Annotated in this window: 26 protein-coding genes; 25 read left to right on the top strand and 1 reads right to left on the bottom strand. The window is 39.5% G+C overall.

Features of this window, described 5'->3' with window-relative positions; translation table 11 throughout:
- Nucleotides 1-121: 121 nt before the first annotated feature.
- From HMPREF1117_RS09115 to msrB, 21 genes are all read left to right on the top strand, one after another.
- The gene (locus HMPREF1117_RS09115; RefSeq protein WP_000813949.1) at nucleotides 122-2,080 is read left to right on the top strand and encodes a peptide ABC transporter substrate-binding protein; all 1,959 of its coding nucleotides are present in this window, start codon (nucleotides 122-124) and stop codon (nucleotides 2,078-2,080) included.
- 318 nt (nucleotides 2,081-2,398) lie between these two features.
- Nucleotides 2,399-2,854, top strand: coding sequence for a hypothetical protein (locus HMPREF1117_RS09110; RefSeq protein ID WP_000500943.1), 456 nt, complete (start codon nucleotides 2,399-2,401; stop codon nucleotides 2,852-2,854).
- 164 nt (nucleotides 2,855-3,018) lie between these two features.
- Complete coding sequence (locus HMPREF1117_RS09105) at nucleotides 3,019-4,113, top strand: cystathionine gamma-synthase (protein WP_000031957.1); 1,095 nt, start codon at nucleotides 3,019-3,021, stop codon at nucleotides 4,111-4,113.
- A 7-nt stretch (nucleotides 4,114-4,120) separates the two neighbouring features.
- Nucleotides 4,121-5,287: a MalY/PatB family protein gene (locus tag HMPREF1117_RS09100; protein WP_000521347.1), complete on the top strand. Its 1,167-nt coding sequence runs from the start codon at nucleotides 4,121-4,123 to the stop codon at nucleotides 5,285-5,287.
- Between the two features lie 90 nt (nucleotides 5,288-5,377).
- Nucleotides 5,378-8,464, top strand: coding sequence for a DEAD/DEAH box helicase (locus HMPREF1117_RS09095; RefSeq protein ID WP_001096269.1), 3,087 nt, complete (start codon nucleotides 5,378-5,380; stop codon nucleotides 8,462-8,464).
- A gap of 59 nt (nucleotides 8,465-8,523) precedes the next feature.
- Nucleotides 8,524-9,141 carry a hypothetical protein gene (locus HMPREF1117_RS09090; RefSeq protein WP_000657030.1) on the top strand — a complete coding sequence of 206 codons (618 nt, stop codon included), beginning with the start codon at nucleotides 8,524-8,526 and terminating at the stop codon, nucleotides 9,139-9,141.
- 10 nt (nucleotides 9,142-9,151) lie between these two features.
- Complete coding sequence (murC, locus tag HMPREF1117_RS09085) at nucleotides 9,152-10,486, top strand: UDP-N-acetylmuramate--L-alanine ligase (protein WP_000048072.1); 1,335 nt, start codon at nucleotides 9,152-9,154, stop codon at nucleotides 10,484-10,486.
- A 9-nt stretch (nucleotides 10,487-10,495) separates the two neighbouring features.
- The gene (locus HMPREF1117_RS09080) at nucleotides 10,496-10,948 is read left to right on the top strand and encodes a GNAT family N-acetyltransferase (protein ID WP_000405265.1); all 453 of its coding nucleotides are present in this window, start codon (nucleotides 10,496-10,498) and stop codon (nucleotides 10,946-10,948) included.
- Between the two features lie 10 nt (nucleotides 10,949-10,958).
- Nucleotides 10,959-11,453, top strand: a complete 495-nt coding sequence (locus HMPREF1117_RS09075; RefSeq protein WP_000702379.1) for a GNAT family N-acetyltransferase — start codon at nucleotides 10,959-10,961, stop codon at nucleotides 11,451-11,453.
- A gap of 79 nt (nucleotides 11,454-11,532) precedes the next feature.
- Complete coding sequence (mltG, locus tag HMPREF1117_RS09070; RefSeq protein ID WP_001291635.1) at nucleotides 11,533-13,143, top strand: endolytic transglycosylase MltG; 1,611 nt, start codon at nucleotides 11,533-11,535, stop codon at nucleotides 13,141-13,143.
- A 59-nt stretch (nucleotides 13,144-13,202) separates the two neighbouring features.
- Complete coding sequence (gene greA, locus HMPREF1117_RS09065) at nucleotides 13,203-13,685, top strand: transcription elongation factor GreA (RefSeq protein WP_001291905.1); 483 nt, start codon at nucleotides 13,203-13,205, stop codon at nucleotides 13,683-13,685.
- 73 nt (nucleotides 13,686-13,758) lie between these two features.
- On the top strand, nucleotides 13,759-15,123 hold the full coding sequence (locus HMPREF1117_RS09060; RefSeq protein WP_001293810.1) for an amino acid permease: 1,365 nt from the start codon (nucleotides 13,759-13,761) through the stop codon (nucleotides 15,121-15,123).
- A 100-nt stretch (nucleotides 15,124-15,223) separates the two neighbouring features.
- Nucleotides 15,224-15,634 (top strand): GNAT family N-acetyltransferase, encoded by a 411-nt coding sequence (locus HMPREF1117_RS09055; RefSeq protein ID WP_000273678.1) that lies wholly within the window; start codon nucleotides 15,224-15,226, stop codon nucleotides 15,632-15,634.
- Nucleotides 15,635-16,024: 390 nt separating this feature from the next.
- Entirely contained in the window at nucleotides 16,025-16,234 is a 210-nt protein-coding gene (locus HMPREF1117_RS09050; RefSeq protein WP_001107497.1) for a helix-turn-helix transcriptional regulator, read from the top strand.
- Nucleotides 16,224-16,712 carry a DUF6773 family protein gene (locus tag HMPREF1117_RS09045; RefSeq protein ID WP_000797189.1) on the top strand — a complete coding sequence of 163 codons (489 nt, stop codon included), beginning with the start codon at nucleotides 16,224-16,226 and terminating at the stop codon, nucleotides 16,710-16,712. Before HMPREF1117_RS09050 ends, HMPREF1117_RS09045 begins: the two co-directional genes overlap by 11 nt.
- A 116-nt stretch (nucleotides 16,713-16,828) precedes the next feature.
- Nucleotides 16,829-18,289 (top strand): nicotinate phosphoribosyltransferase, encoded by a 1,461-nt coding sequence (locus HMPREF1117_RS09040; protein ID WP_000283112.1) that lies wholly within the window; start codon nucleotides 16,829-16,831, stop codon nucleotides 18,287-18,289.
- Nucleotides 18,286-19,110 carry an ammonia-dependent NAD(+) synthetase gene (gene nadE, locus HMPREF1117_RS09035; RefSeq protein ID WP_000058046.1) on the top strand — a complete coding sequence of 275 codons (825 nt, stop codon included), beginning with the start codon at nucleotides 18,286-18,288 and terminating at the stop codon, nucleotides 19,108-19,110. The genes HMPREF1117_RS09040 and nadE overlap by 4 nt, the downstream gene beginning before the upstream one ends.
- Before the next feature lie 154 nt (nucleotides 19,111-19,264).
- Nucleotides 19,265-19,813 (top strand): GNAT family N-acetyltransferase, encoded by a 549-nt coding sequence (locus tag HMPREF1117_RS09030; protein WP_007557275.1) that lies wholly within the window; start codon nucleotides 19,265-19,267, stop codon nucleotides 19,811-19,813.
- A 177-nt stretch (nucleotides 19,814-19,990) separates the two neighbouring features.
- Nucleotides 19,991-20,701: a thiol-disulfide oxidoreductase-associated membrane protein CcdA2 gene (gene ccdA2 / locus HMPREF1117_RS09025; RefSeq protein ID WP_000368751.1), complete on the top strand. Its 711-nt coding sequence runs from the start codon at nucleotides 19,991-19,993 to the stop codon at nucleotides 20,699-20,701.
- A gap of 13 nt (nucleotides 20,702-20,714) precedes the next feature.
- On the top strand, nucleotides 20,715-21,278 hold the full coding sequence (locus HMPREF1117_RS09020) for a redoxin family protein (RefSeq protein WP_000759250.1): 564 nt from the start codon (nucleotides 20,715-20,717) through the stop codon (nucleotides 21,276-21,278).
- A 9-nt stretch (nucleotides 21,279-21,287) separates the two neighbouring features.
- Nucleotides 21,288-22,400: a peptide-methionine (R)-S-oxide reductase MsrB gene (gene msrB, locus HMPREF1117_RS09015; protein ID WP_000998573.1), complete on the top strand. Its 1,113-nt coding sequence runs from the start codon at nucleotides 21,288-21,290 to the stop codon at nucleotides 22,398-22,400.
- Here the strand turns inward: msrB and HMPREF1117_RS12025 are convergent.
- Nucleotides 22,397-22,588, bottom strand: a complete 192-nt coding sequence (locus tag HMPREF1117_RS12025; RefSeq protein WP_000692908.1) for a hypothetical protein — start codon at nucleotides 22,586-22,588, stop codon at nucleotides 22,397-22,399. The two genes, msrB and HMPREF1117_RS12025, sit on opposite strands and share 4 nt — an antisense overlap.
- Before the next feature lie 79 nt (nucleotides 22,589-22,667).
- Between HMPREF1117_RS12025 and HMPREF1117_RS09010 the strand changes: the two genes are divergently transcribed.
- From HMPREF1117_RS09010 to HMPREF1117_RS08995, 4 genes are all read left to right on the top strand, one after another.
- The gene (locus HMPREF1117_RS09010; protein WP_000222620.1) at nucleotides 22,668-23,405 is read left to right on the top strand and encodes a response regulator transcription factor; all 738 of its coding nucleotides are present in this window, start codon (nucleotides 22,668-22,670) and stop codon (nucleotides 23,403-23,405) included.
- Entirely contained in the window at nucleotides 23,402-25,093 is a 1,692-nt protein-coding gene (locus tag HMPREF1117_RS09005) for a cache domain-containing sensor histidine kinase (RefSeq protein ID WP_000831109.1), read from the top strand. The genes HMPREF1117_RS09010 and HMPREF1117_RS09005 overlap by 4 nt, the downstream gene beginning before the upstream one ends.
- A 113-nt stretch (nucleotides 25,094-25,206) precedes the next feature.
- Nucleotides 25,207-25,770 carry a TIGR01440 family protein gene (locus HMPREF1117_RS09000; protein WP_000739182.1) on the top strand — a complete coding sequence of 188 codons (564 nt, stop codon included), beginning with the start codon at nucleotides 25,207-25,209 and terminating at the stop codon, nucleotides 25,768-25,770.
- A gap of 2 nt (nucleotides 25,771-25,772) precedes the next feature.
- Nucleotides 25,773-26,505 (top strand): YSIRK-type signal peptide-containing protein (locus HMPREF1117_RS08995; protein WP_001231586.1); only part of this gene is annotated, 733 nt, incomplete at its 3' end.

Genomic DNA, 26,505 nt, shown 5'->3' with positions numbered 1-26,505 from the left:
ATATTTTTTATAATTTGTAGATGGTAATTTTATTTTTCTTAAATTTTACTTAAAAAACTATTGACTAAATAAAACCTGTAATGTATAATAAGACAAATATTTAAATCAGGAGGTTCTGGATATGAAACAGTCTAAAGCCAAGTATGCAACACTTGCAGGTGTCGTGTTAAGCGCAGGTATCTTATTGAGCGCATGTGGGAATTCAACGAATGCGTCGAAAACATATAATTATGTCTATGCTAGTGATCCATCTAGTTTGAACTATCTTGCTGAAAACCGTGCAACTACCAATGATATTATCACCAATCTAGTTGATGGTCTCATGGAAAATGACCAATATGGGAATTATGTTCCATCTATGGCAGAGGATTGGAGTGTTTCAAAGGACGGTTTGACTTATACCTACAAACTTCGTAAGGATGCGAAATGGTATACTTCTGAGGGAGAGGAATATGCTCCAGTAACAGCCCAGGACTTCGTAACTGGTCTCAAGTATGCTGCTGATAAAAAATCAGAAGCCTTGTACTTGGTGCAAGAATCCGTTGCAGGTTTGGATGACTATATTAATGGTAAAACGAAAGACTTTTCAACTGTAGGTGTCAAGGCTATTGACGACCAAACTGTTCAATATACTTTGACTCGCCCAGAACCTTACTGGAACTCAAAAACGACATCAACAATTCTCTTTCCTCTTAATGCGGATTTCTTGAAATCAAAAGGAGATGATTTTGGGAAGGTGGATCCATCTAGCATTTTGTACAATGGTCCTTTCTTAATGAAATCTTTAGTTTCAAAATCTGTTATTGAATTCAAGAAAAATCCGAATTACTGGGATGCTAAGAATGTCTTTGTAGATGATGTGAAATTGGCTTACTTTGATGGTAGTGACCAAGATGCACTGGCACGTAACTTTATGGAGGGTGCTTATAGCTATGCTGGTCTTTATCCAAATAGCTCAAGTTTTGAAGGGATTAAAGAGAAGAACAAGGATAATATCGTATATAGTATTCAAGATGCCACTTCTTACTTTATAAACTTTAATCTAGATAGAAAATCTTATAAATTCACTTCTAAGACAAGCGATGCTGAGAAGAAATCGACTCAGGAAGCAGTTCTTAATAAAAACTTCCGTCAGGCCATTAACTTTGCCTATGACCGTACAGCTTATGGTGCTCAATCTCAAGGTGAAGATGGTGCTACTAAGATTTTGCGTAACTTGGTTGTTCCTCCGACATTTGTAACGGTAGGTGGTAAAGACTTTGGGGCAGTTGTATCTGAAAAGATGGTGAACTATGGTAAGGAATGGCAGGGTATGAATTTTGCCGATGCCCAAGATCCATACTACAATCCAGAGAAAGCCAAGGCCAAATTTGCAGAAGCTAAGAAAGAATTAGAAGCTAAGGGTGTAACATTCCCTATCCACTTAGATAAAACTATAGAGTTGACCAATAAGGCTGAAATTCAAGGAATCAATTCCATGAAGCAATCAATTGAGTCTGTCTTAGGTGCAGAAAATGTTGTGATTGATGTCCACCTACTTTCTACAGAGGACTATGATAGTTCAGGTTATCTAGCTCAAACTGCAGCTCAGAAAGATTACGACCTTTATAATGGTGGATGGAGTGCTGACTACCAAGACCCATCAAGCTATCTTGAAATCTTTAACGTGAAAAGTGGTGGAGTTCTACAAAACTTAGGTCTAGAGCCTGGAGAAGTAAATGACAAGGCTAAGGCAGTTGGACTAGATACCTACACTCAGATGTTAGAAGATGCTAATAAAGAGCAAGATCCAGCAAAACGTTATGAAAAATACGCCGAGGCTCAAGCTTGGTTGGTAGATAGCTCACTAGCAATTCCAAACGTATCACTTGGTGGTACACCAACTTTGAGAAAAACAGTTCCTTTCTCTAGTCCATTCTCATTGGCAGGTAATAAAGGGGTCGAATCATACAAGTATCTCAAATTACAAGATAAGACAGTCACAAAAGACGAGTATGAAAAAGCCAAAGAAAAATGGATGAAGGAAAAAGAAGAGTCCAATAAAAAAGCCCAAGAAGAATTGGCAAAACACGTTAAATAAGGATTTTTCAAGAAAAAACGATGGTTTCTAAGGAAACTGTCGTTTTTTTAATAGAATGATGTCAAACTTGGAAGAAAAAATCTTACATTTTTTTATTTGCTCCTTTGATTTATGTTATAATGAATATAAGAAAAGTTGCGAGAAGTTATTTTTGAAGATCTTTTATAGTATTAATAGAAGTATGCATATGCTAGGATGATTTTATAGGAGGGATGTCATTTACTGAAAATGTAAGATAAAACCTAATAATTGATAAGTTCTTCTTTTTAGTGAAGAGTTCTTATCTGCCTATTTACTAATATTTATGGAGGTAAGATCATGGGCGCTATTATGGAGTTTGCAACAGAAAAACAGATTGCATCATTTCTTTCAACTTGTCATATCGAGGGACAAAGGAATTTTCTGATGGCTTTCAAGAAAAAGACATGGTTGAAATCCTTTATTGATTTTTTCATTATAGGAGGAAGTTACTATGTTCAGTCGAGTGTTAAGCCTAAGATTATAGCATTTACACCTAAGGGTATCTACTTGATGGACATCAGTGATGTAACAGAAAATCATTTTAATCAAGTCGTAGAGATGCCTTGGAATCACGTTAAATATTTTACTTATAAGACAGTCTTGAATACAGTTAGGCTTAATTGGAGCTATCAAAATGAAGACTATATTTTTTCTGTGGATGTCGGTCAGATTAGTCAGCATGTGGGTCAATATCAATTTAACAAAGACCATTATGACTATTTAGCCCAACAGGATTTCTTTCGGTCCAAGTAAGCCCTAGCAATCATTTTCACAAAAGAATCTGGAAGCTTTTCTGGATTCTTTTTAGCTTTACTCGATAAGTATATAGTTTGAAACTATAACTAGCTCTTGAAAAGAAGAAAATGAGTTGATGAAAATAAGTGGTACAATAGTTACTATAGATTTGGAGGTATTGTATGAGCAAGGAATTACACATCAACACAATTTTGGCCCAGGCGGGTATTAAGTCAGATGAAGCGACAGGGGCCTTAGTGACACCGCTTCATTTTTCAACGACCTATCAGCATCCAGAGTTTGGTCAATCTACTGGTTTTGACTATACGCGTACCAAAAACCCAACTCGCAGTAAGGCAGAAGAAGTCTTGGCGGCTATTGAGTCCGCAGATTATGCCCTAGCAACTAGCTCAGGAATGTCAGCTATTGTATTAGCTTTTAGCGTCTTTCCAGTAGGAAGTAAGGTCTTGGCTGTCCGTGACCTTTACGGTGGTTCTTTCCGCTGGTTTAACCAAGTGGAGCAGGAAGGTCGATTCCGTTTTACTTATGCAAATACCGAAGAAGAGTTGATTGCTGAGTTAGAAAAAGATGTGGATGTTCTCTATATCGAAACTCCAACCAATCCCTTGATGTTGGAGTTTGACATCGAAAAACTAGCAAAATTGGCTCATGCTAAGGGGGCTAAAGTGGTGGTGGACAATACCTTCTACAGCCCTATCTACCAACGCCCGATTGAAGATGGAGCAGATATTGTTCTTCATTCAGCAACTAAGTATCTAGCAGGCCACAATGATGTCTTGGCTGGAGTGGTTGTAACCAATAGTTTAGAACTATACGAGAAGCTTTTCTACAATCTCAATACGACAGGAGCGGTTTTGTCTCCATTTGACAGTTATCAATTGATTCGTGGTCTCAAGACTTTGTCCCTTCGTATGGAGCGCTCAACAGTCAATGCCCAAGAAGTGGTTGCTTTTTTGAAGGATTCTCCAGCAGTTAAGGAAGTTCTTTACACTGGTCGTGGAGGGATGATTTCCTTTAAAGTAGCAGATGAAACACGCATTCCTCATATCTTGAACAGTCTCAAGGTCTTCTCTTTTGCGGAAAGTTTGGGTGGGGTAGAAAGTCTCATTACTTATCCAACGACACAAACTCACGCTGATATTCCAGCAGAAGTGCGCCATTCTTATGGTTTGACAGATGACCTCTTGCGTTTGTCGATTGGGATTGAGGATGCTAGAGATTTGATTGCAGATTTGCGCCAAGCCTTGGAAGGATAAGACAAAGATGGGAAAATATGATTTTACAAGCCTGCCCAATCGTATAGGACACCATACCTATAAATGGAAAGAGGCAGAAACGGATAGCGAAGTCCTACCAGCTTGGATAGCGGATATGGACTTTGTGGTCTTGCCTGAAATCCGCCAGGCTGTGCAAACTTATGCGGATCAATTGGTTTATGGCTATACTTATGCCAGTGAGGAGTTAATCAAGGAAGTTCAAAAGTGGGAAGCTACACAACATGGGTATCACTTTGACAAAGAAGCTCTTGTCTTTATCGAGGGTGTGGTACCAGCCATCTCAACAGCTATTCAAGCCTTTACAAAAGAAGGCGAGGCGGTTTTGATTAACACACCTGTCTACCCCCCCTTTGCTCGCAGTGTCAAGTTGAACAACCGTAGATTGATTAGCAATTCTTTGGTGGAAAAGGATGGTCTGTTTGAGATTGACTTTGACCAACTTGAAAAGGATTTGGTAGAAGAAGATGTCAAACTCTATATCCTCTGCAACCCTCATAATCCTGGTGGACGTGTATGGGAAAAGGAAGTGTTGGAGAAAATTGGTCAAATCTGTCAAAAATATGGTGTTTTGTTGGTTTCAGATGAGATTCACCAAGATTTGGCCCTCTTTGGTCACAAGCATCATTCCTTCAATACCATTGATCCTGCCTTCAAAGATTTTGCTATCGTCTTGAGTAGTGCCACTAAAACCTTTAACATTGCTGGAACAAAAAATTCATATGCAGTTATTGGAAATCCTAAGTTGCGAGTGGCTTACCAGAAACGCCAGTTGGCCAATAATCAACATGAAATTTCAGGATTGGGTTATTTGGCGACAGAAGCTGCCTATCGATACGGTAAGGATTGGCTAGAGGAACTCAAGCAAGTCTTTGAAGACCATATTAATTATGTGGTTGATCTATTTAGACAAGAGACTAAAATCAAGGTTATGAAACCGCAAGGAACCTACTTGATTTGGCTTGATTTTTCAGCCTATGACCTGACTTATGAAAAATTACAAGAGCTTTTGAAAGAGGAAGCCAAGGTTATTTTGAATAGGGGATTGGATTTCGGTGTGGAAGGAAGTCTTCACGCTCGCCTCAATGTAGCCATGCCCAAGCCACTTTTAGAAAAAGTCTGTCAGCGAATTGTAACAACCTTTACCAAGCTTTAAATCCTTAGCCTTCTAAGAGAAATCTCCTTAGAAGGCTATTTTGATAGACCAAAATATGGTATAATAAAAAGATAAGGAAATGGTAGAAATATGGCTAAATTGATTCCGGGAAAATTGCGGACCGAGGGTGTAACCCTATATGAAACTGGTAAGGTTGAAATTATAAAGGAAAAGAACAATCGTCTCTATGCTCGCGTTTCTGAAGAAGAGTTGCGCTACAGTTTAGAAGATGAATTGGTTTTTTGTGCCTGTGATTTTTTCCAAAGGAGGGGTTACTGTGTGCATTTAGCTGCTCTTGAGTATTTTTTAAAAAATGACGAGGATGGTCAGGACATCCTGAAAACCTTAGAAGAAGGGCATGAAGAACAAGAAGTGGTCGAAACCAGAGTAACTTTTGGTGGTATGTTCTTGGAACTTATCCAGCCTAAAAAGGTAGAACAGGGCTACGAATTATCAGCTACTGGTCAAGTAGAAGCAGGGACCAATCGCCTCTTATGGACGCTAAGAATTGGATTGAAGAATAGCCATAAGTACTATGTTATTCGCGATATACCACTCTTTTTGAAAGTTATCCAGCAAAGAAAACCTTATATGATTGGCAAAACTTATGAGGAATCTCTTACGCGGGAAGCCTTTGATCAAGCCAGTCAGGAAGTTCTTGATTTTTTGTGTGGTTTAGTTGAAGAAGGGCTTGCTTTAGACCTCTTTTTCCAAAATCAAGGTCGACACCTCTTTTTCCCTCTCTCTTTTTTTGAGCAAGGTGTTCATTTGTTAATGACCTTACCCCATTTTCAATTTGACCATCAAGTGGATAGTTACCGGACCCTCCTCTTTCAAGATTTGCATGCGGATGCAGGACTCTTTGCATTCACTGTCAGAGAGTATTCGGATTATTTTGAAATGGAAATCCTTGAAAGTCCTAGAGTCAATGTATTTTATCAGGGCGCTGTACTTTTCCATAAAGGGCAGGTTTATCTTTTAACTTCAGAACAAACTGGGCTTTTAAGAGAACTCAAGAATCTTCCCTTAGATAAAAAAGGCTGTAAATGCCTGCAATTTGACAGTAGTGATCGGGATAAACTGGCATCTTGTCTTTCTCTTTTTAGCCAGATGGGCAAGGTCTCTGCTCCAGAGCGCTTACAAATCAGAACTTTTTCTCCTTCTTTTTACTTTGATAAGGAAGAAGATGGTCGTCTTAACTTGGAAATTCAGTTTGATTATGGTGATAAACAGGTTTCTAGCAGAAAAGAGCTAGAAGAATTACCATTTTCTAGTGATGGCGATTTAGAAGAAAAAGTATTTCAACTTTGTTTAGTGGCTGGTTTTGAAGCAGATTTTCAATCTTATCGTCAGGCGCTAAAGGCGGAATCGGTTTATCATTTCTTTCATGAAATCATTCCTGTTTTTGAAAAACTAGGGAAGGTTCAAATATCAGAAGAAGTAGAAGAACTTTATCAATTAGCAAGTCCTCACCTTCAAATTGCTTCTAAAGGAGGCCTCTTGGAAATTCAGTTTGATTTCCAAGATATTGGCCAAGATGAAATTGATCAAGCCATGCAGGCCTTACTTGCAAATCAGGATTTTTATATCGACTCTTCCAGTCAAGTTTTCTTTTTTGATGAGGAAACTAAGAAGATTCGTCAGAATTTACAAGACCTGGGGATTTCTGAATTGAAAGATGGCTCTTTACAGGCTCGAAAATCCTTGGCTTATACCTTGTCTCATCTCTTTGAAGGCCGAAACCGTGTTTCTTTTTCAAAAGAGTTTCAGCATTTAGCTCATGATTTGACACATCCAGAGGATTTTCCTTTGCAAGAAATGCATGTCAAGGCTGAATTAAGAGATTATCAGGAGAAGGGAATTCGTTGGTTGCAAATGCTCCATCACTATGGTTTTGGTGGAATCTTAGCTGATGATATGGGGCTTGGAAAAACGCTTCAGACCATTGCATTTCTGACTAGCCAGGTGACAAAGGATAGCAGAGTATTAATTCTTGCACCGTCTGGTTTAATTTATAATTGGGCTGATGAATTTAAAAAATTTTCTCCTCAGTTGGATGTGACTGTAGTTCATGGTTTAAAAGCCACTCGTGAAGAACTTCTTGCTGAAAAGCATCAAATTTATGTAACCAGTTATGCTACCTTTAGGCAAGACAGTGACCTTTATCAAGAAATGTCCTTTGATTTCCTCTTTTTAGATGAGGCCCAGGTGATGAAAAATGCCCAGACTAAGATTGCTCAGAGTTTGAGACAGTTTGTAGTCCCAGCAGTTTTTGCCTTATCTGGGACTCCTATTGAAAATCATCTAGGTGAGCTGTGGTCTATTTTCCAAATTGTCATGCCTGGACTCTTGCCAAGTAAGAAAGAATTTATGAAATTGCCAGCTGAGCGAATAGCTCAATTTATCAAACCCTTTGTTATGAGACGGAAGAAAGATGAAGTTTTGACAGAGTTGCCAGACCTAATAGAAGTAGTCTACAAGAATGAACTAGAAGACCAGCAAAAGGCCATCTACCTAGCCCAGTTGCAACAGATGCGAGATCGTCTGGCTCAAGTTTCAGATCAGGAATTTCAACGTAGTCGTGTAGAAATCTTATCTGGCCTGATGCGCTTGCGTCAGATTTGTGATACCCCAGCCCTCTTTATGGATGATTATCAGGGAGCTAGTGGTAAACTAGATAGTCTTCGAGATTTACTAGTACAGGTAGCAGACGGTGGGCACCGGGTCTTGATTTTCTCTCAGTTCAAAGGGATGTTAGAGAGGATAGAGCATGAGCTTCCAGACTTAGGATTGACTTCTTTTAAAATAACAGGTTCAACCCCAGCTATGGAACGGCAAGAGATGACCAAAGCCTTTAATCAGGGTGAAAGAGATGCCTTTTTGATTTCTCTTAAGGCGGGTGGTGTCGGACTGAATCTGACAGGAGCTGATACGGTGATTTTGGTTGATCTCTGGTGGAATCCTGCAGTAGAAGCTCAGGCTATTGGACGTGCCCATCGAATGGGACAAAAAGAGATGGTTGAGGTCTATCGTCTTGTGACTAAAGGAACAATCGAAGAAAAAATACAGGAACTCCAAGAACAAAAGAAACATCTGGTATCTCAAGTATTAGATGGGACTGAATCACGTGGCAGTCTCACCCTAGCAGAAATTAGAGAAATTTTAGGGATTTCTTGAGTCCGTACTTGAAAAATCAAGACAATACGCTATAATGAAGTGTTGAAAGGAAATAGAAAATGAAAGAAGAACGATTTCCATTGGTGTCAGATGATGAAATCATGCTAACTGCAATGCCAGTCATGGATTTGTATGATGAGTCTGATTTTATTAGTAATATTAAAGGGGAATACCGAGATAAAAATCATCTTGAGTGGGAACCTATTACTGAAGATGTGCCAGAAAAACCTCAAGAAAAACAGATAGAAAAACCTAAAAAATCTGGTCTAGGTGTTAAGAAAGAAGGCAAGAGCTATGCTGAGAAAGCGCGTGAAGAAGCGCGTGCTGATTTAAAGAAGAAGCGCTCAGCTACTTATCTAACTAAGGATATTCCGCATACAAGAAGGCATTCACAACCAACTTTGGTTAGACAAGTTAATCAACCTACTGCTCCTTTTCAAAAGGAAAATCCGGGTGAATTTGTTAAATATAGTAAAAAATTAAGTCAGTCGCATTATATCTTGGCAGCAGAAATAAATCACATTTCTACAGATACTGATGAGAAGCAAGTTCCATCTCCAAAGAAAAATAACTATGACTTTCTGAAAAAAAGTCAAATCTACAATAAAAAGAATAAACAAAGAGAACAAGAACGTCAGCTTGCTCAAGAGTTGAACCTGACGAGAATTACTGATTAAGGGGGAAAAGATGTCAAAGACATATCATTTTATAGGAATTAAGGGTTCAGGGATGAGCGCTTTGGCCTTGATGTTACATCAAATGGGTCATAAGGTTCAGGGATCGGATGTAGATAAGTACTACTTTACTCAACGTGGTCTTGAACAGGCAGGTATTACCATCCTTCCTTTTGACGAAAAGAATTTACAAGGAGATATGGAAATTATTGCTGGTAATGCTTTTCGCCCAGATAATAATATTGAAATAGCCTTCGCTGATCAAAATGAAATCAGCTACAAACGTTACCACGAATTTCTAGGTAGCTTTATGCGTGATTTTGTCAGCATGGGAGTAGCAGGAGCACACGGGAAGACATCAACAACTGGTATGTTGTCTCATGTCTTGTCTCACATTACGGATACTAGTTTCTTGATTGGAGATGGGACAGGTCGTGGTTCTGCCAATGCCAAATATTTTGTCTTTGAGTCAGATGAATATGAGCGTCATTTCATGCCTTATCACCCAGAATATTCTATTATCACCAACATTGACTTTGACCATCCAGACTACTTTACCAGTTTAGAAGATGTTTTCAATGCCTTTAACGACTATGCTAAACAAATTACCAAAGGTTTGTTTGTCTATGGTGAAGATGCTGAGTTGCGTAAGATTACAGCCAATGCTCCGATTTATTATTATGGTTTTGAAGCTGAAGACAATGACTTTGTAGCTAGTGATCTTCTTCGCTCTACAACTGGTTCTACCTTCACTGTACATTTCCGTGGAGAGAACTTGGGACAATTCACAATCCCAACCTTTGGTCGCCACAATATTATGAATGCGACAGCTGTTATCGGATTGCTTTATACAGCAGGATTTGATTTGAACTTGGTACGTGAACACCTACAAACTTTTGCTGGGGTTAAACGTCGCTTTACTGAAAAAATTGTAAACGATACAGTTATCATCGATGATTTTGCCCACCATCCAACAGAAATCATTGCAACTTTGGATGCGGCTCGTCAAAAATACCCAAGCAAGGAAATCGTGGCTGTTTTCCAACCCCATACCTTTACTAGAACTATTGCCCTGTTGGACGAATTTGCCCAAGCTTTAAATCAGGCAGATGCCGTTTACCTTGCTCAAATATACGGCTCAGCTCGTGAAGTGGATCATGGAGATGTTAAGGTAGAAGATTTAGCTAGAAAGATTGATAAAAAGCACAAAGTTATAACTGTTGAAAATGTTTCTCCACTCTTAGACCATGACAATGCAGTCTATGTATTTATGGGTGCTGGAGATATCCAAACTTATGAGTACTCATTCGAACGTCTCTTGTCTAATCTGACAAGTAATGTTCAATAGGCTATTCTCATGGAAATTCCAATTAAAATCATTCAGGCAAGTAAGTTTGATTTGGCTGAGATAGAGGCACTTCAAGCTTCATCTTTTCCAGCTGACAAGCAGCTAACTTCCCATATTTTAGAAGAAAGTATCCGTAAGTGTGCGGATACCTTTCTTCTAGCTAGGGATGAAAATCAGATTCTGGGCTATATTCTAAGTAGTCCTCAGGCACACAAGCCGCAATGTCTAGAAATACATTCTTTAGTCATCAAGGCTGACCATCAGAGACAGGGCTTGGGAACGCTTCTTCTTGCCGCTTTGAAAGATGTGGCGGTTAAGCTGGATTATAAAGGTATTCGTTTGAAGAGTCCTGATGAGCTGCTTTCCTATTTTGAAATGAACGGTTTTATCGATGAAGAAGAAACAGATTCGCTATATGCAGCTAGTCAAGGTTTTAGTATGATTTGGTTTAATCTCTTTTAAAGGAGGCACAATGAAAATTAGACCAGCAAGATTAGAAGATTTAGATCGTATCGTTGAGATTGAAGTAGAAAATTTCTCGGTTGAAGAAGCCATTTCTCGCTCTGTTTTTGAGGCGCATTTGCGAGAAATTCAAACCAGTTTTCTAGTCGCAGAAAAAGAAGGAAAGGTTATTGGTTACATAGAAGGACCAGTTATCCCTCATCGCTATCTTCAAGACCGGTCTTTTACCGAAAGCATAGAAGATCATAGCCACGGTCCTCGAGGTTACATATCAGTCACCTGTCTTTCCATTGCAAAAGAGGCCCAAGCTTTGGGAGTTGGTAAGAGATTATTAACAGCTCTTAAAGAAGTTGCTATTGAGCATGAGAGGGAAGGGATTAATCTTACTTGCCATGATTATCTCATTTCCTACTATGAAAAACATGGTTTTGTTAATGAGGGACTATCTCAATCAACTTTTGCAGGAGAAAAATGGTATGATATGGTCTGGGAAGTGAAAAAATAGGCTAGGAGAGCATGCTAAGTTGCTTTTCTTGCGTTTTTAAGATATAATATTATGGATTGTCAACGAGGAGGAAAAACTTTTGAGTGAAAAGTCAAGAGAAGAAGCATTAAGCTTTAAAGAGCAGATCTTACGTGATTTAGAAAGAGCAAAAGGCTACGAAGGAAGTCGTAGAGCATCTGAAGCATTGAGCGGAGAAAAAGAAGCACCTTTTATCCCTGAAAGAAAAGCTTCTGATGAAGATGTCATGGCTGCATCCTTATCAGCTGTGGAAAAAATTATGGAGAATGCACCACGTGTACCTCAACAGCCTAGCGTAGATTTTCCTGAGTCACCAGTCGAGGAGACTGTAACAAAACCAGAAATTGTTATCCCTGAAAAAAATGAAAAAGAATACAATGAAACTCCAACTAAAGTAGCAGTTTCCTATAAAAGAGAAAATAAGGAAGAATCTACTGATCCAGAAACAGCTACTCCGGTTACTGAAGTGGAAGATGATTTGGATGAACGACCACGTCGTAGTCGCAGAGACGGGGTTAAACCAGTTAAGGTGAAAAAGGAGAAAAAATCTCATTTTAAGGTTTTCTTCATTTCATTTATCATATTCCTTCTTCTGATATCAGCGGGTGGATTCTTTGGTTATAAATATGTACAGGCTTCTTTAGAACCTGTTGACGCTAACTCTAATAACTTTGTTTCTGTCCAAATCCGTGAAGGCGCAAATGTTCAAGAAATTGGTTCTACTTTAGAGTCATCTGGTCTGATTAAACATGGCTTAGTTTTCACTTTGTATGCAAAATACAAAAATTATAACGACTTGAAATCAGGCTACTACAATTTGAAAAAGAGTATGAGTACTGAAGATATCGTCAAAGAGTTGCAAAAAGGTGGTACGCCTGAACCTCAGGAACCAGCTTTAGCCAAATTGACAATTCCAGAAGGTTATACACTAGACCAGATTGCTGAAGCTGTAGGTCAACTCCAAGGAGAATTCAAAGAGCCACTTACAGCGGATGCCTTTTTAGCAAAAGTTCAAGATGAAACATTCATTGCTCAAGAGGTTACAAAGTATCCAAACTTACTAGGAACCTTACCAGCTAAGGAGAGTGGTGTTCGTTATCGTCTAGAAGGTTACCTTTTCCCAGCGACTTATTCAATTAAGGAAAGTACAACAATTGAAAGCCTAATTGATGAGATGTTAGGAGCTATGGATAAGGCTTTGTCTAACCATTATGACGCTATTAAGGAAAAGAATCTAACAGTTAATGAACTCCTAACAATTGCTTCACTTGTTGAAAAAGAAGGTGCAAAGACGGAAGACCGTAAGTTGATTGCTGGTGTTTTCTACAATCGTTTGAATTTAGGAATTCCTCTTCAAAGTAATATTGCAATTTTGTATGCTCAAGGAAAACTTGGTCAAAAGATTAGTCTTGCAGATGATGTTGCAATTGATACAACTATTACCTCACCATACAATGTTTACACAAACCTTGGTTTGATGCCTGGACCAGTAGATAGTCCGAGTCAGGATGCAATTGAGGCTAGTATCAACCAAACTAAGAGTCAGAATCTATACTTTGTAGCTAATGTTAAAGATGGTAAGGTATATTATGCTGTTACTCAAGAAGAACATGATCGTAATGTTGCTGAACATGTCAACAGCAACCTTGCTCAAAACAGTGGTTCAAACTAAGACTCTAAATTGAGAATCTCAGTTGTAGATTCTAAACTATTGAAAGAAAGTTGAGAAAAATGTCAGAAAAAACATATCCTATGACCATTGAGGAAAAGGAAAAACTTGAAAAAGAATTAGAAGAATTAAAATTGGTTCGTCGTCCAGAAGTTGTGGAACGTATCAAGATTGCCCGTTCATACGGTGACTTGTCAGAAAATAGTGAGTACGAAGCAGCTAAGGATGAACAAGCCTTTGTTGAAGGACAAATCTCTAGTTTGGAAACAAAAATCCGCTATGCTGAAATCGTTAATAGTGACTCAGTTGCAGATGATGAAGTAGCAATTGGTAAGACGGTAACGATTCAAGAAATCGGTGAAGAAGACGAAGAAGTCTATATGATCGTAGGATCAGCAGGAGCAGATGCCTTTGCAGGTAAGGTTTCAAATGAAAGTCCGATTGGACAAGCCTTAATTGGTAAGAAAACAGGTGATAAAGCAACAATTGAAACACCTGTTGGTAGCTACGAAGTAAAAATCTTAAAAGTTGAAAAAACAGCTTAAAACAGAAAAGGAGTGAGGAGGCAGTTGGCCTTACCCAACTCCTTTTTGGTTTTTGATAAGAGAAGGAGACTATATGAGTGAAAATCAGAAAAAAAATAAGATGGAGCGTGGCTTAACCAATCGTCATGTTCAGGTAATGGCCATTGCTGGAACAATTGGAACAGGCCTCTTTCTAGGAGCAGGTCGTTCCATTAGCTTGACAGGTCCTTCCATTGTCTTGATTTATATGATTACAGGAGCATTTATGTTCCTCATGATGCGAGCAGTTGGAGAAATGCTTTACCAAGACCCAGAGCAACACACCTTTATCAATTTTATTACCCGTCATTTGGGTAAAGGATGGGGCTATTTCTCAGTTTGGTCTTATTGGTTATCAGTTGTTTTTATTGGTATGGCTGAGATTACTGCCATCTCACATTATGTGCAGTTTTGGTTCCCAACTTGGCCAAGTTGGATGATTGAAATTGGATTTTTGACCATTTTAGCCTTGGTGAATCTGATAGCAGTTAAGTTATTTGGAGAAGTTGAATTTTGGTTTGCTATGGTCAAGATTGTGGCTATTTTAGCTATGATTGCTACTGGTGTTTTCATGGTTTTAACTGGTTTTGAGACACCACATGGTATGGCTAGCTTGTTCAACATTACGAATCAATTCTCGCTTTTCCCTAATGGGATAATGAGTTTTGTCATGGCCTTTCAGATGGTTTTCTTTGCCTACCTCATGATTGAGTTTATCGGGGTAACAACTTCTGAAACAAAAAATCCTCGTCAGGTATTGCCAAAAGCTGTTAAGGAAATTCCATTACGTATTGCCTTTTTCTATGGTGGTGCCCTTTTGGCTATCATGGCGATTATTCCATGGCGTGAACTGGCTTCGGCGGATTCTCCCTTTGTTACAGTATTTGAACTAGCGGGGATCAAATGGGCAGCTGCCTTGATAAACTTTGTTGTTTTAACTTCTGCAGCATCTGCTCTTAATTCAACATTATATTCTACAGGCCGCCACTTGTATCAAATTGCTCATGATTCACCAAATAAATTTTTAAAAGCAATCAAAGCAGATACTCTTTCTCGTAATAATGTTCCACAAAATGCTATTCTTGCTTCATCCATCCTGATTGCCTCAGCTGCATTCATAAATATTTTGCCTGGAGTTTCCGATGCCTTTGCCTTGATTACGGCATCATCATCAGGTGTCTATATCGCCATTTATATCTTGATTATGGTGGCTCACCTTAAATACCGTAAGTCACCAGACTTTATGGCGGATGGCTATCTCATGCCCCATTATCGTTTCCTAAATCCATTAACGATGATCTTTTTCGCTTTTGTCTTTGTAACTCTCTTTTTACAAGAGTCTACATTTGTCGGAGCAATCGGATCAGCTATCTGGATTATCGGTTTCGGGATTTATAGCCAGTGGAAATTTAGAAAATAGATTAGGGACTCATCAACTCAGGTTGGTGAGTTTTTGCTAGTTTGACAGTCCATTGAAATAAGACTATAATCAAGCTGTATCAGTTTTCGAGGAGGTTTAGATGTACTTTAAATTGGAAAATGAGGATTCCCAGAAGGCGCAAGAAATTGGGAATTTGATTCGTGCTTATAATCGTTTAAAAAGAGAAGAGGCTGAAAGTGAGCCACTTAATCTTTATGTAGAAGATGAAAAGGGCAATCTCTTTGCAGGTTTGATAGCAGAGACTTTTGGAAATTGGCTAGAAGTCGAGTATTTATTTGTAAAAGAGGAACTGAGAGGGCAAGGAGTCGGTTCAAGACTATTGCAGCAAGCAGAAACTGAAGCTAAGAATCGAAACTGTCGTTTTGCTTTTGTCAATACTTATCAATTTCAAGCTCCTGATTTTTATAAAAGGCATGGCTACAAAGAAGTCTTTACCTTACAAGACTATCCCTATAAAGGGCAAAGATACTATTACCAAAAGGATTTGTAAGTAGAATATGAAGGTATAATACAAATAGAAACTCACACATAAGTATGGAGATGGACTGATGGATATAATATTGGATATGGGAAATATTTAAGGAGATTTTCGATCAGCACCAGTTAGAACCTAGAAATTGTTTCTGTCTAGACGATATTGAGGACAATACAATCGTAGCTGAGACATTAGATGTGAAAGCATAGCACGCCAAGAAAAGAAGCGATGTTGTTGATATTTTGAAATCCTATATTTAAACTCAAAACTCTCTATTTTTTATGGTAGAGAGTTTTTGTTAATAAAATTTTACAAAATGACATTTATATATTGCATTAAGTTAGATATATGATATAATGATGTTAAAAAGAGGTGCAACTTTTTAAAACTATAAGGAGGACGAAGGTGGCTAAAAATTTAAAATTAAAATTAGCTCGGGTAGAGCTTGATTTAACTCAAGGTCAACTAGCAGATGCTGTCGGGGTGACTCGCCAGACTATTGGTTTGATAGAAGCGGGGAAATACAATCCCAGTCTCTCGCTCTGCCAGTCCATTTGCAGATGTTTAGGGAAAACCCTAGACCAACTATTTTGGGAGGAAGAGGATGAAAAATAGATTTTATTATTATCAATTACTAGACGAAAGAGAAGAACAACTGATCAATAAAGCGGGCTCTGAAAGTTTCTATATCTGCATCGCTTTGTCGCTCCTATCTTATATCATTTCAGTATTAGCACCAAGCCTTTTTAATTCTAATATGCTGCTCATCGTTATCATCATAGGGACTTTTTACTTTTTCAATCGTTCTCGAAATCTCGGAGTGACCTATTATAGCCGATTTCATTTTACGATTTTGGGATGCTTACTAGTGACTCTCACAATTACAGCCATCTTGATGCTCCAGAACTACCAGTTCAATATTGAGATTTATCAGCACAATCCCTTAAATTTTAAATACTTATCTGCTTGGATCCTTACTTATCTCCTTTATCTTCCATGGGTCTTTATTGGAAATTTGACTTTAAGAAACTTTGGCGAATGGGCTCAGAAAAAATTTGAACAAGATATGGATGAACTGGAGAGTGGGGATTAGCTTGTTAAGTTTTTATCAATCTTAAAAAAATGTGTTATAATAGTACTAATTTACTGAAATAGATGAAAGTTTTTCAAAATTTTCATAGTTTCTGATATAAGGAAGTAGGAAAAGTTATGTATCCAGATGATAGTTTGACATTGCACACAGACTTGTACCAAATTAATATGATGCAGGTCTACTTTGACCAAGGGATTCACAATAAAAAGGCGGTCTTTGAGGTTTATTTCCGCCAGCAGCCTTTTAAGAATGGCTATGCTGTTTTTGCAGGTTTGGAAAGAATTGTGAACTATCTTGAAGATTTGCGTTTTTCAGATAGTGATATTGCCTATTTGGAGTCGCTAGGCTATCATGGGGCATTCTTGGACTATCTGCGCAATTTCAAGTTGGAGTTGACCGTTCGTTCAGCTCAGGAAGGGGACTTGGTTTTTGCTAATGAACCTATTGTACAGGTAGAAGGTCCTCTAGCTCAATGTCAATTGGTCGAAACAGCTCTTTTGAATATCGTCAACTACCAGACATTGGTAGCGACCAAGGCAGCCCGTATACGTTCGGTTATTGAGGATGAACCCTTGATGGAGTTTGGGACACGTCGTGCGCAAGAAATGGATGCGGCCATCTGGGGAACACGCGCAGCGGTCATTGGTGGTGCTAACGGTACTAGTAACGTTCGGGCTGGAAAACTTTTTGATATTCCTGTCTTAGGAACCCATGCCCATGCCTTGGTACAGGTTTATGGAAATGACTATGAAGCTTTTAAAGCTTATGCGGCGACTCATCATGATTGTGTCTTTCTAGTAGATACCTATGATACCCTTCGCATTGGAGTTCCAGCTGCTATTCAGGTGGCTCGTGAACTAGGTGACAAGATAAACTTTAAAGGTGTTCGTATCGATTCAGGAGATATTGCTTATATTTCCAAGAAAGTCCGTCAGCAACTAGACGAGGCTGGATTTACAGAAGCCAAAATATATGCTTCAAATGATCTAGATGAGAATACCATTCTCAACCTTAAGATGCAAAAGGCTAAGATTGATGTTTGGGGTGTGGGAACTAAGTTGATTACTGCCTATGACCAGCCAGCTCTTGGGGCAGTTTATAAGATTGTAGCCATTGAGGATGAAAATGGTGGCATGCGCAATACCATTAAATTATCAAACAATGCTGAAAAAGTCTCAACACCTGGTAAGAAGCAGGTGTGGCGTATTACCAGTCGTGAAAAAGGTAAGTCAGAAGGTGATTACATTACCTATGATGGTGCGGATGTTGCTAGCATGACAGAAATCAAGATGTTCCACCCGACTTACACCTATATCAAAAAGACCGTTCGCAATTTTGATGCCGTTCCTCTCTTAGTGGATATCTTCAAAGACGGAAAATTGATATATAAACTGCCTAGCTTGACTGAGATTCAGGATTATGCCCGTAAGGAATTTGACAAGCTTTGGGACGAGTACAAACGGGTGCTAAATCCTCAACACTATCCAGTGGACTTGGCGCGTGATGTATGGCAAGACAAGATGGACTTGATTGACAAGATGCGTAAGGAAGCCCTCGGTGAAGGAGAAGAAGAATGAGCTTGCAAGAAACGATTATCCAAGAGCTGGGTGTCAAACCGGTGATTGATGTCCAGGAAGAAATCCGTCGTTCCATTGATTTTTTAAAAAGATATTTGAAAAAACATCCCTTCCTAAAAACCTTTGTACTAGGGATTTCTGGAGGGCAGGACTCGACTTTGGCAGGTCGTTTGGCTCAACTAGCTATGGAAGAACTGCGAGCAGAAACGGGAGACGACAGCTACAAATTTATCGCTGTCCGCCTGCCATATGGAGTGCAAGCTGATGAAGCAGATGCTCAAAAAGCCTTAGCATTCATCCAGCCAGATATTAGCTTGGTGGTCAATATCAAGGATTCTGTCGATGCAATGTCTAAAGCAGTAGAGGCTACAGGCAGTCCAATGACAGATTTCAATAAGGGGAATATCAAGGCACGTTGCCGTATGATTGCTCAGTATGCCCTTGCTGGTTCCCATAGCGGAGCGGTCATTGGAACAGACCACGCCGCGGAAAATATCACAGGTTTCTTTACCAAGTTTGGCGATGGTGGTGCGGATATTCTCCCTCTTTACCGCCTCAATAAACGCCAAGGAAAACAACTCTTGAAAGAACTTGGTGCAGACCCAGCCCTTTATGAAAAAATCCCAACAGCAGACCTAGAAGAAGACAAACCAGGCCTAGCAGACGAAGTGGCCCTTGGAGTCACTTATGAAGAGATTGACGACTACCTAGAAGGCAAAACAATCAGCCCAGAAGCCCAAGTAACAATCGAAAACTGGTGGCATAAAGGCCAACACAAACGCCACTTACCCATCACCGTATTTGATGACTTTTGGGAGTAAAAAGATCCGGGGGACCTTTTTAGCCCGAGCATGGAAACAGGTAAGCGAGGAAGGTCCGGTGGACCTTTTTAGCTTGAGCCTTGAAATTCAAAAGCAAAACAAGTTTCAATGGAGATTGGACAGAGAATCATCTATCAGAAAGCGAGGAAGCGTCATGAAATCTATCGGTACGCAAATATTACAGACAGATCGTTTAATCTTGCGAAGATTTGTGGAAAGTGATGCAGAAGCCATGTTTCAGAATTGGGCTTCATCCGCTGAGAATCTGACCTATGTCACTTGGGATCCTCATCCTGATGTCGATGTGACTCGAAACTCGATTCGTAATTGGATTGCCTCCTATGCTAATCTCAACTATTACAAATGGGCCATTTGTCTCAAAGAAAACCCGGAACAGGTGATAGGAGACATCAGCATCGTTGCAATAGATGAGAACGATTCTTCTTGTGAAATTGGCTATGTTCTATGCAAGAAATACTGGGGTCATGGTATGATGACAGAAGCCTTGAAAGCTGTCTTGGACTTCTGTTTTACTCAAGCAGGTTTTCAAAAAGTTAGAGCTCGATATGCCAGTCTCAATCCAGCTTCAGGTCGGGTCATGGAGAAGGCAGGAATGTCCTATCTAAAGACTATTACCAATTGTGTAGAGAGAAAAGGCTATCTTGCGGATCTTATTTATTATCAGATAAGTAGAGAAGAGTAGTGAAATTTTTTTTCTGTTTCTATTGAAGTCAGACCTTGTCTGGCTTTTTTCTTTTTATTTCTTAGATATTTTTCAAATTATCTGATCAAATTCCTATTTTTCCCTATCATTGTCCCTGTTTTTTCTTGAGTTTTGGGGCTATAATAGTCCTATCAAATCAAAGAATGGAGGAAGGCAATGGATAATATAATCTTTTTTATCAGTGTTTTTCTTGCTGGAATTCTTTCCTTCTTTTCTCCTTGTATTTTACCCTTGTTACCGGTCTATGCAGGGGTCTTGTTGGATGACAAAGATGGTGCTCAGGCTTCTAGTGGAAAATATTCAATCTCACTTGTTAGTCTATTGCGAACTTTGGCCTTTATAGTGGGTATTTCTTTTATCTTTATCTTACTGGGATATGGTGCTGGTTTTTTAGGAGACCTTTTGTATGCCTATTGGTTTCAGTATGTGACGGGTGCGGTTATCATTCTCTTGGGCTTGCACCAGATGGAAGTCTTACATTTGAAGGGACTCTACAAGGAAAGAAGGCTACAATTAAAGAGACAGGGGCAAAAGGGTAAGGGCTATAGTCAGGCATTTTTACTGGGGCTGACATTTAGTTTTGCTTGGACGCCTTGTGTGGGTCCGGTTCTTGGCTCTGTTTTAGCTTTAGCGGCTTCAGGTGGCTCAGGTGCTTGGCAGGGAGCAGGTCTCATGTTGGTTTACACGCTAGGTTTGGCGCTACCATTTTTGGTTCTAGCTCTTGCCTCTAGCTATGTTTTGAAACATTTCCGAAAACTCCATCCTTATCTCGGAACCCTCAAAAAAGTGGGTGGTTTCCTCATTATCGTGATGGGAATCTTGGTGTTTTTGGGGAATGCTTCCATTTTGACTACATTATTTGAATAGAGAGGATAAAGAAATGAAAAAATGGCAAACATGTCTCCTAGGAGTCGGCTCAATCTGTTGTTTGGCAGCCTGTTCTGCTAAAAATATGTCAGACGAAGCTACTATGAAGGAGCAAACAAAAACAGAACAAGTCAGTTCAAAAACTGCTACTAAAGGTCAGGCGGTTGCTGATTTCGAACTGACAGGAGTAGATGGCAAGACCTACCGCTTATCTGATTACAAGGGCAAGAAAGTCTATCTCAAATTCTGGGCTTCTTGGTGTTCCATCTGTCTAGCTAGTCTTCCTGACACGGATGAAATTGCTAAGGATGCTGGTGATGATTATGTGGTCTTGACGGTAGTGTCACCAGGACATAAGGGGGAACAAGCTGAAGCAGACTTTAAGAACTGGTACAAGGGCTTGGATTATAAAAATTTCCCAGTTCTAATTGACCCGTCAGGCAAACTTTTGGAAAGTTATGGTGTCCGTTCTTACCCAACTCAAGCCTTTATAGACAAGGAAGGCAAGCTGGTCAAAACGCAACCAGGTTTTATGGATAAGGATATGATTTTAAAAACATTGAAAGAAATGGGGTAGGGAAAGGTCATGAATGATAAAGTAAAATTGTTTGTCTTGGCAGGAATCTTTTTCCTAGCCATAACCGGTTTCTATTTTCTATTGATGCGAAATGCAGGGCAGACAGATAGCTCGCAAATTGAGAAAGCATCAGTTAGCCAAGGAGGAAAAACAATGAAAAAAACAGAAGTGAGTAAAGATGCAGACTTGCACGAAATTTATCTGGCTGGAGGTTGTTTCTGGGGAGTTGAGGAATACTTCTCACGCGTTCCCGGAGTGACAGATGCCGTTTCAGGCTATGCAAATGGTAGAGGGGAAACAACCAAGTACGAATTGATTAACCAAACAGGTCATGCGGAGACTGTTCATGTTACCTATGATGCCAAGCAAATTTCTCTCAAGGAAATCCTGCTTCATTACTTCCGCATTATCAATCCAACCAGCAAAAATAAACAAGGAAATGACGTAGGAACCCAGTACCGTACTGGTGTTTATTACACAGATGACAAGGATTTAGAGGTGATTAACCAAGTCTTTGATGAGGTAGCTAAGAAATACGATCAACCTTTGGCAGTTGAAAAGGAACCCTTGAAGAATTTTGTAGTGGCTGAGGATTACCACCAAGACTATCTCAAGAAAAATCCAAATGGCTACTGCCATATCAATGTCAATCAGGCTGCCTATCCTGTCATTGATGCCAGCAAATATCCTAAACCAAGTGATGAGGAATTGAAAAAGACCTTGTCACCTGAGGAGTATGCAGTTACCCAGAAAAATCAAACAGAACGGGCTTTCTCAAACCGTTACTGGGATAAATTTGAATCTGGTATCTATGTGGATGTGGCAACTGGTGAACCCCTCTTTTCATCAAAGGACAAGTTCGAGTCTGGTTGCGGTTGGCCTAGTTTCACTCAACCCATCAGTCCAGATGTTGCTACCTACAAGGAAGATAAGTCCTACAATATGACACGCATGGAAGTGCGGAGCCGAGTTGGAGATTCTCACCTTGGCCATGTCTTTACGGACGGCCCACAGGACAAGGGTGGCTTGCGCTACTGTATCAATAGTCTCTCTATCCGCTTTATTCCCAAAAATCAAATGGAAGAAAAAGGCTATGCTTATTTACTAGATTATGTTGATTAATACTTTTCGAAAATCTCTTTAAACCATGTCAGCGTCGTCTTACCGTATCTAGGGTTACTGACTTCGTCAGTTCTATCCGCAACCTCAAAACAGTGTTTTGAGCTGACTTCGTCAGTTTTATCTGCAACCTCAAAGCTGTACTTTGAGCAACCTGCGACTAGCTCCCTAGTTTGCTCTTTGATTTTCATTGAATATAAGAGGGCTTTCCTAAGCAGTTAGAGGAGAATTTTGCTATACTGATACTAGTAAGTGACAAAGGAGAGAAGCATGACCTACACAATCTTAATCGTAGAAGATGAATATCTGGTAAGGCAAGGCTTGACCAAGCTGGTCAATGTAGCAGCCTACGATATGGAAATCATCGGTCAGGCTGAAAATGGAAGGCAGGCTTGGGAATTGATACAAAAGCAGGTGCCAGATATTATTTTAACCGATATCAACATGCCTCAGTTAAATGGCATCCAGTTGGCTAGTCTGGTCCGAGAAACCTATCCTCAGGTGCATCTAGTTTTTTTGACAGGCTACGATGATTTTGATTATGCCTTGTCTGCTGTCAAACTAGGTGTGGATGACTACCTGCTCAAGCCCTTTTCTCGTCAGGATATTGAGGAAATGTTGGGGAAAATCAAGCAAAAGTTGGATAAAGAAGAAATAGAAGAACAGGTCCAGAACTTATTGACAGATCAGTTAGAAGGAGACTTAGCTCAGAATATCCATGCCCACCTATCAGATAGTCAGTTCAGCTTAAAAAGTTTGGCTAGTGACTTGGGCTTTAGTCCGACCTATCTCAGTTCTTTAATCAAGAAAGAGTTGGGTCTACCTTTTCAGGATTATCTGGTGAGAGAACGTGTCAAACAAGCCAAACTCCTCTTATTGACTACTGATTTAAAGATTTATGAGATAGCCGAAAAGGTTGGTTTTGAAGATATGAACTATTTTACCCAACGTTTTAAACAGATTGCAGGTGTGACACCTCGTCAGTTTAAGAAGGGGGAAGGTCGATGAAGCGTTCATCTCTCCTAGTCAGAATGGTTATTTCCATCTTTATGGTCTTTCTAACCTTGATGGCTTTAGTGGGAAGTTTTTATTACCAGTCTAGTTCATCAGCTATAGAAGGAACCATTGAGAGAAATAACCAGACAACCATTAGTCAGACCAGTCGCTTTATTCAGTCTTATATCAAAAAACTTGAAACAACTTCGACCAGTCTGACTCAACAGGCGGATGTAAAAGCCTATGCTGAAAGCCCCAGTCAAGATCATGCCAAGGATATCCGAGCTTTATTTTTAACCATCTTAAAAGCTGATCAGGACTTAAAAGCTGTGGTTTTGGTGACCAAGTCAGGAGAATTCCTCTCTACTGATGCGAATCTACATATGAAAACTTCATCTGATATGATGTCTGAAGATTGGTATCAAAAGGCCATTCATCAAGGAGCAAAGCCAGTCTTGATACCAGCTCGGAAGTCTGATAGTCAATGGGTCATTTCTGTGACGCAGGAATTGGTAGATGAAAAAGGTACTAATCTAGGAGTTCTACGTTTGGACATTTCCTATGAAACCTTGGCAAATTATCTTAATCAACTCAAACTGGGGCAAAAAGGATTTGCCTTTATCGTAAATGATCAGCATGAATTCGTCTATCATCCTGAACACACGGTATACAGTTCATCTAGTGAAATGGATGCTATGAAGCCCTATATTGAAACTGGTCAAGGCTACACTTTGGACCATCAGTCTTATGTCAGTCAGGAAAAGATAGATGGCACAGACTGGACAGTTATTGGTGTATCTTCCTTGGAGGAGTTAAATCAAGTTCGCGGACAAATCCTCTGGACCCTCCTTGGGGCTAGTTGTTTGTCTCTAATTGCCTGTCTCTTTCTGATATGGTTTAGTCTCAAACGCTGGATTGCGCCCTTAAAAGACCTTCGAGAAACCATGCTTGGGATTGGTATGGGTAGTCAAAATCTACGTGCCAAGGAGGCCGGAGCTCAAGAATTAAGAGAATTGACCCGTCAATTTAATGCCATGTTAGATCAAGTAGATCAACTAATGGAAGATATCCGAAAGCAAGAAGAAACGACTCGTCAATATGAATTACAGGCTCTATCTAGTCAAATCAATCCTCATTTTCTATACAATACCTTAGATACCATTATCTGGATGGCGGAGTTTCAGGATAGTCAAAGGGTAGTTGAAGTGACAAAATCTTTAGCTACCTATTTCCGATTGGCCCTCAATCAAGGTAAGGACTTGATTAGTCTGTCAGATGAAATCAACCATGTTCGCCAGTATCTCTTTATCCAGAAACAGCGTTATGGGGATAAGTTAGAGTATGAGATTCAAGAACATCCTGACTTTGAGAATCTTCTCCTTCCTAAGTTGGTTTTACAACCCATAGTAGAGAATGCCCTCTATCATGGTATCAAGGAGAAAGAAGGAAATGGTCATATTGACCTTTCTGTTGAAAAAGTGGAATCTGGTATAGTCATTCTTATCGAAGATGATGGTGTTGGTTTTCAGGTGACAGAAAAGGGAAGTCAGGCTCAACTGAAACGTGGTGGCGTTGGACTTGAAAATATTGATCAACGACTCAAACTCCATTTTGGAGAAGATTACCATATGACGATTGATTCTAAGTATCAAAAAGGGACTCAAGTTAGAATATACATAAATAGAATAGAAAATAGTTAACTCCTAGAATATTCTAGGAGTTTTATGCAGTTTAAAGTAAGCTTTTAGGTTGTCTATCTTGCTAAAAAGAAGAAAAAAAGATATGATAGAAAGTGACAAAAGAGGTACTTAGGATGAAAAAAAATGAGATTCAAAAAGAAACAATTCAGATACTAAAAGATGTTATAGAAAAAGCTGATTTGAAAAAAGGAACCCTTTTTGTTTTGGGTTTATCTACTAGTGAGGTCTTAGGGAGTCATATTGGCAAAGAATCCAGTCAAGAAATTGGTGAGATTGTTGTTAAAACTATCTTGGATATCTTAGGAGAGAAAGGTATTCATCTGGCAGTTCAAGGATGCGAACATGTCAATCGAGCTCTTGTAGTTGAACGTCAAGTAGCTGATCAGTTTGGCCTTGAAATCGTTAGTGTTCTTCCTACTCTGCATGCTGGAGGCTCTGCTCAATTGGCAGCCTTTCAGTTTATGGATGATCCAGTCGAAGTGGAATTCATCCAGGCTCATGCTGGTTTGGATATCGGCGATACTGCTATCGGCATGCATGTTAAACATGTGCAGGTACCTATTCGTCCTCTTTTGAGAGAGATTGGACATGCCCATGTAACAGCTCTTGCTAGTCGTCCAAAATTAATTGGAGGTGCGCGTGCGCATTATCCGCAAGATTCTATTAGAAAGTCGTGAAAATGAGAAAAAGAAAAGAACAACTTGAAAAAATTACTAAATATTCCATTCGCAAGTTAACTGTTGGGGTTGGTCCTGTAGCCATCGGTGCCTTCCTTTTTGGTGCTAGCACTTTATTAGTTGACAAGGTACAAGCAAATGAAGTGGGGCAAGCAAATACTGTTCATTATCGCTATCTTGCCGAACAGGAATTGACCGAGTCTGAAAAAGCCTTAATTCACCATGAAGTCCCTTCGGAGTTTCAAGAGGATGATATTATCTATGCAGTGTATCGAAAGAAAGCTAGTACCTACCAAGAGCTTCCTTATACAGGTAGTAAAGAATTAGCCTTGGCTGGTATAGGGTTGGCTACGGCTTCATTGGCTGTTTTATTAATCTCTAAAAAACATCGTGGAAGAGTGCTTGGTGTCCTATTAATTAGTTCGATCGGTGCAAGCAACTTCGTCCCTTTTACCACATTTGCATTTGAAAATAAAGAGCTTCTTTCTTATAACCAAACCATTTCTGCTTCTACCAATGAAGGATTAGCAAAGGGGATTATCCATATTGATGGTTACGAGTATGTTGGTTACTTTAAAGAGTCAAAATCTACTATCAATAAAAGCAGTAAAAAAGATGAGTCGGTAGTCCAAGAGTCACAACAAGAATATGATGGAAAGATTGAAGCTAAAGGGACACAAGAAGTTGGCAAAGAAGGTCAATCTCTCACCCAGCCAACCTTACCAGAAGCTCCAG

The organism is Streptococcus sp. SK643, from assembly GCF_000259505.1.
In the GTDB taxonomy this organism is placed as follows: Bacteria; Bacillota; Bacilli; order Lactobacillales; family Streptococcaceae; genus Streptococcus.
Note: the sequence above shows the minus strand (reverse complement) of the source record. Positions and strands in the feature narration are given on the sequence as shown.

What these genes read in the sequence shown, in the direction of transcription:
- HMPREF1117_RS09115 (WP_000813949.1), top strand. Translation starts at nt 122, where the DNA reads ATGAAACAGTCTAAAGCCAAGTATGCAACACTTGCAGGTGTCGTGTTA.
- HMPREF1117_RS09110 (WP_000500943.1), top strand. Translation starts at nt 2,399, where the DNA reads ATGGGCGCTATTATGGAGTTTGCAACAGAAAAACAGATTGCATCATTT.
- HMPREF1117_RS09105 (WP_000031957.1), top strand. Translation starts at nt 3,019, where the DNA reads ATGAGCAAGGAATTACACATCAACACAATTTTGGCCCAGGCGGGTATT.
- HMPREF1117_RS09100 (WP_000521347.1), top strand. Translation starts at nt 4,121, where the DNA reads ATGGGAAAATATGATTTTACAAGCCTGCCCAATCGTATAGGACACCAT.
- HMPREF1117_RS09095 (WP_001096269.1), top strand. Translation starts at nt 5,378, where the DNA reads ATGGCTAAATTGATTCCGGGAAAATTGCGGACCGAGGGTGTAACCCTA.
- HMPREF1117_RS09090 (WP_000657030.1), top strand. Translation starts at nt 8,524, where the DNA reads ATGAAAGAAGAACGATTTCCATTGGTGTCAGATGATGAAATCATGCTA.
- murC (WP_000048072.1), top strand. Translation starts at nt 9,152, where the DNA reads ATGTCAAAGACATATCATTTTATAGGAATTAAGGGTTCAGGGATGAGC.
- HMPREF1117_RS09080 (WP_000405265.1), top strand. Translation starts at nt 10,496, where the DNA reads ATGGAAATTCCAATTAAAATCATTCAGGCAAGTAAGTTTGATTTGGCT.
- HMPREF1117_RS09075 (WP_000702379.1), top strand. Translation starts at nt 10,959, where the DNA reads ATGAAAATTAGACCAGCAAGATTAGAAGATTTAGATCGTATCGTTGAG.
- greA (WP_001291905.1), top strand. Translation starts at nt 13,203, where the DNA reads ATGTCAGAAAAAACATATCCTATGACCATTGAGGAAAAGGAAAAACTT.
- HMPREF1117_RS09060 (WP_001293810.1), top strand. Translation starts at nt 13,759, where the DNA reads ATGAGTGAAAATCAGAAAAAAAATAAGATGGAGCGTGGCTTAACCAAT.
- HMPREF1117_RS09055 (WP_000273678.1), top strand. Translation starts at nt 15,224, where the DNA reads ATGTACTTTAAATTGGAAAATGAGGATTCCCAGAAGGCGCAAGAAATT.
- HMPREF1117_RS09045 (WP_000797189.1), top strand. Translation starts at nt 16,224, where the DNA reads ATGAAAAATAGATTTTATTATTATCAATTACTAGACGAAAGAGAAGAA.
- HMPREF1117_RS09040 (WP_000283112.1), top strand. Translation starts at nt 16,829, where the DNA reads ATGTATCCAGATGATAGTTTGACATTGCACACAGACTTGTACCAAATT.
- nadE (WP_000058046.1), top strand. Translation starts at nt 18,286, where the DNA reads ATGAGCTTGCAAGAAACGATTATCCAAGAGCTGGGTGTCAAACCGGTG.
- HMPREF1117_RS09030 (WP_007557275.1), top strand. Translation starts at nt 19,265, where the DNA reads ATGAAATCTATCGGTACGCAAATATTACAGACAGATCGTTTAATCTTG.
- ccdA2 (WP_000368751.1), top strand. Translation starts at nt 19,991, where the DNA reads ATGGATAATATAATCTTTTTTATCAGTGTTTTTCTTGCTGGAATTCTT.
- HMPREF1117_RS09020 (WP_000759250.1), top strand. Translation starts at nt 20,715, where the DNA reads ATGAAAAAATGGCAAACATGTCTCCTAGGAGTCGGCTCAATCTGTTGT.
- msrB (WP_000998573.1), top strand. Translation starts at nt 21,288, where the DNA reads ATGAATGATAAAGTAAAATTGTTTGTCTTGGCAGGAATCTTTTTCCTA.
- HMPREF1117_RS12025 (WP_000692908.1), bottom strand. Translation starts at nt 22,588, where the DNA reads ATGAAAATCAAAGAGCAAACTAGGGAGCTAGTCGCAGGTTGCTCAAAG.
- HMPREF1117_RS09010 (WP_000222620.1), top strand. Translation starts at nt 22,668, where the DNA reads ATGACCTACACAATCTTAATCGTAGAAGATGAATATCTGGTAAGGCAA.
- HMPREF1117_RS09005 (WP_000831109.1), top strand. Translation starts at nt 23,402, where the DNA reads ATGAAGCGTTCATCTCTCCTAGTCAGAATGGTTATTTCCATCTTTATG.
- HMPREF1117_RS09000 (WP_000739182.1), top strand. Translation starts at nt 25,207, where the DNA reads ATGAAAAAAAATGAGATTCAAAAAGAAACAATTCAGATACTAAAAGAT.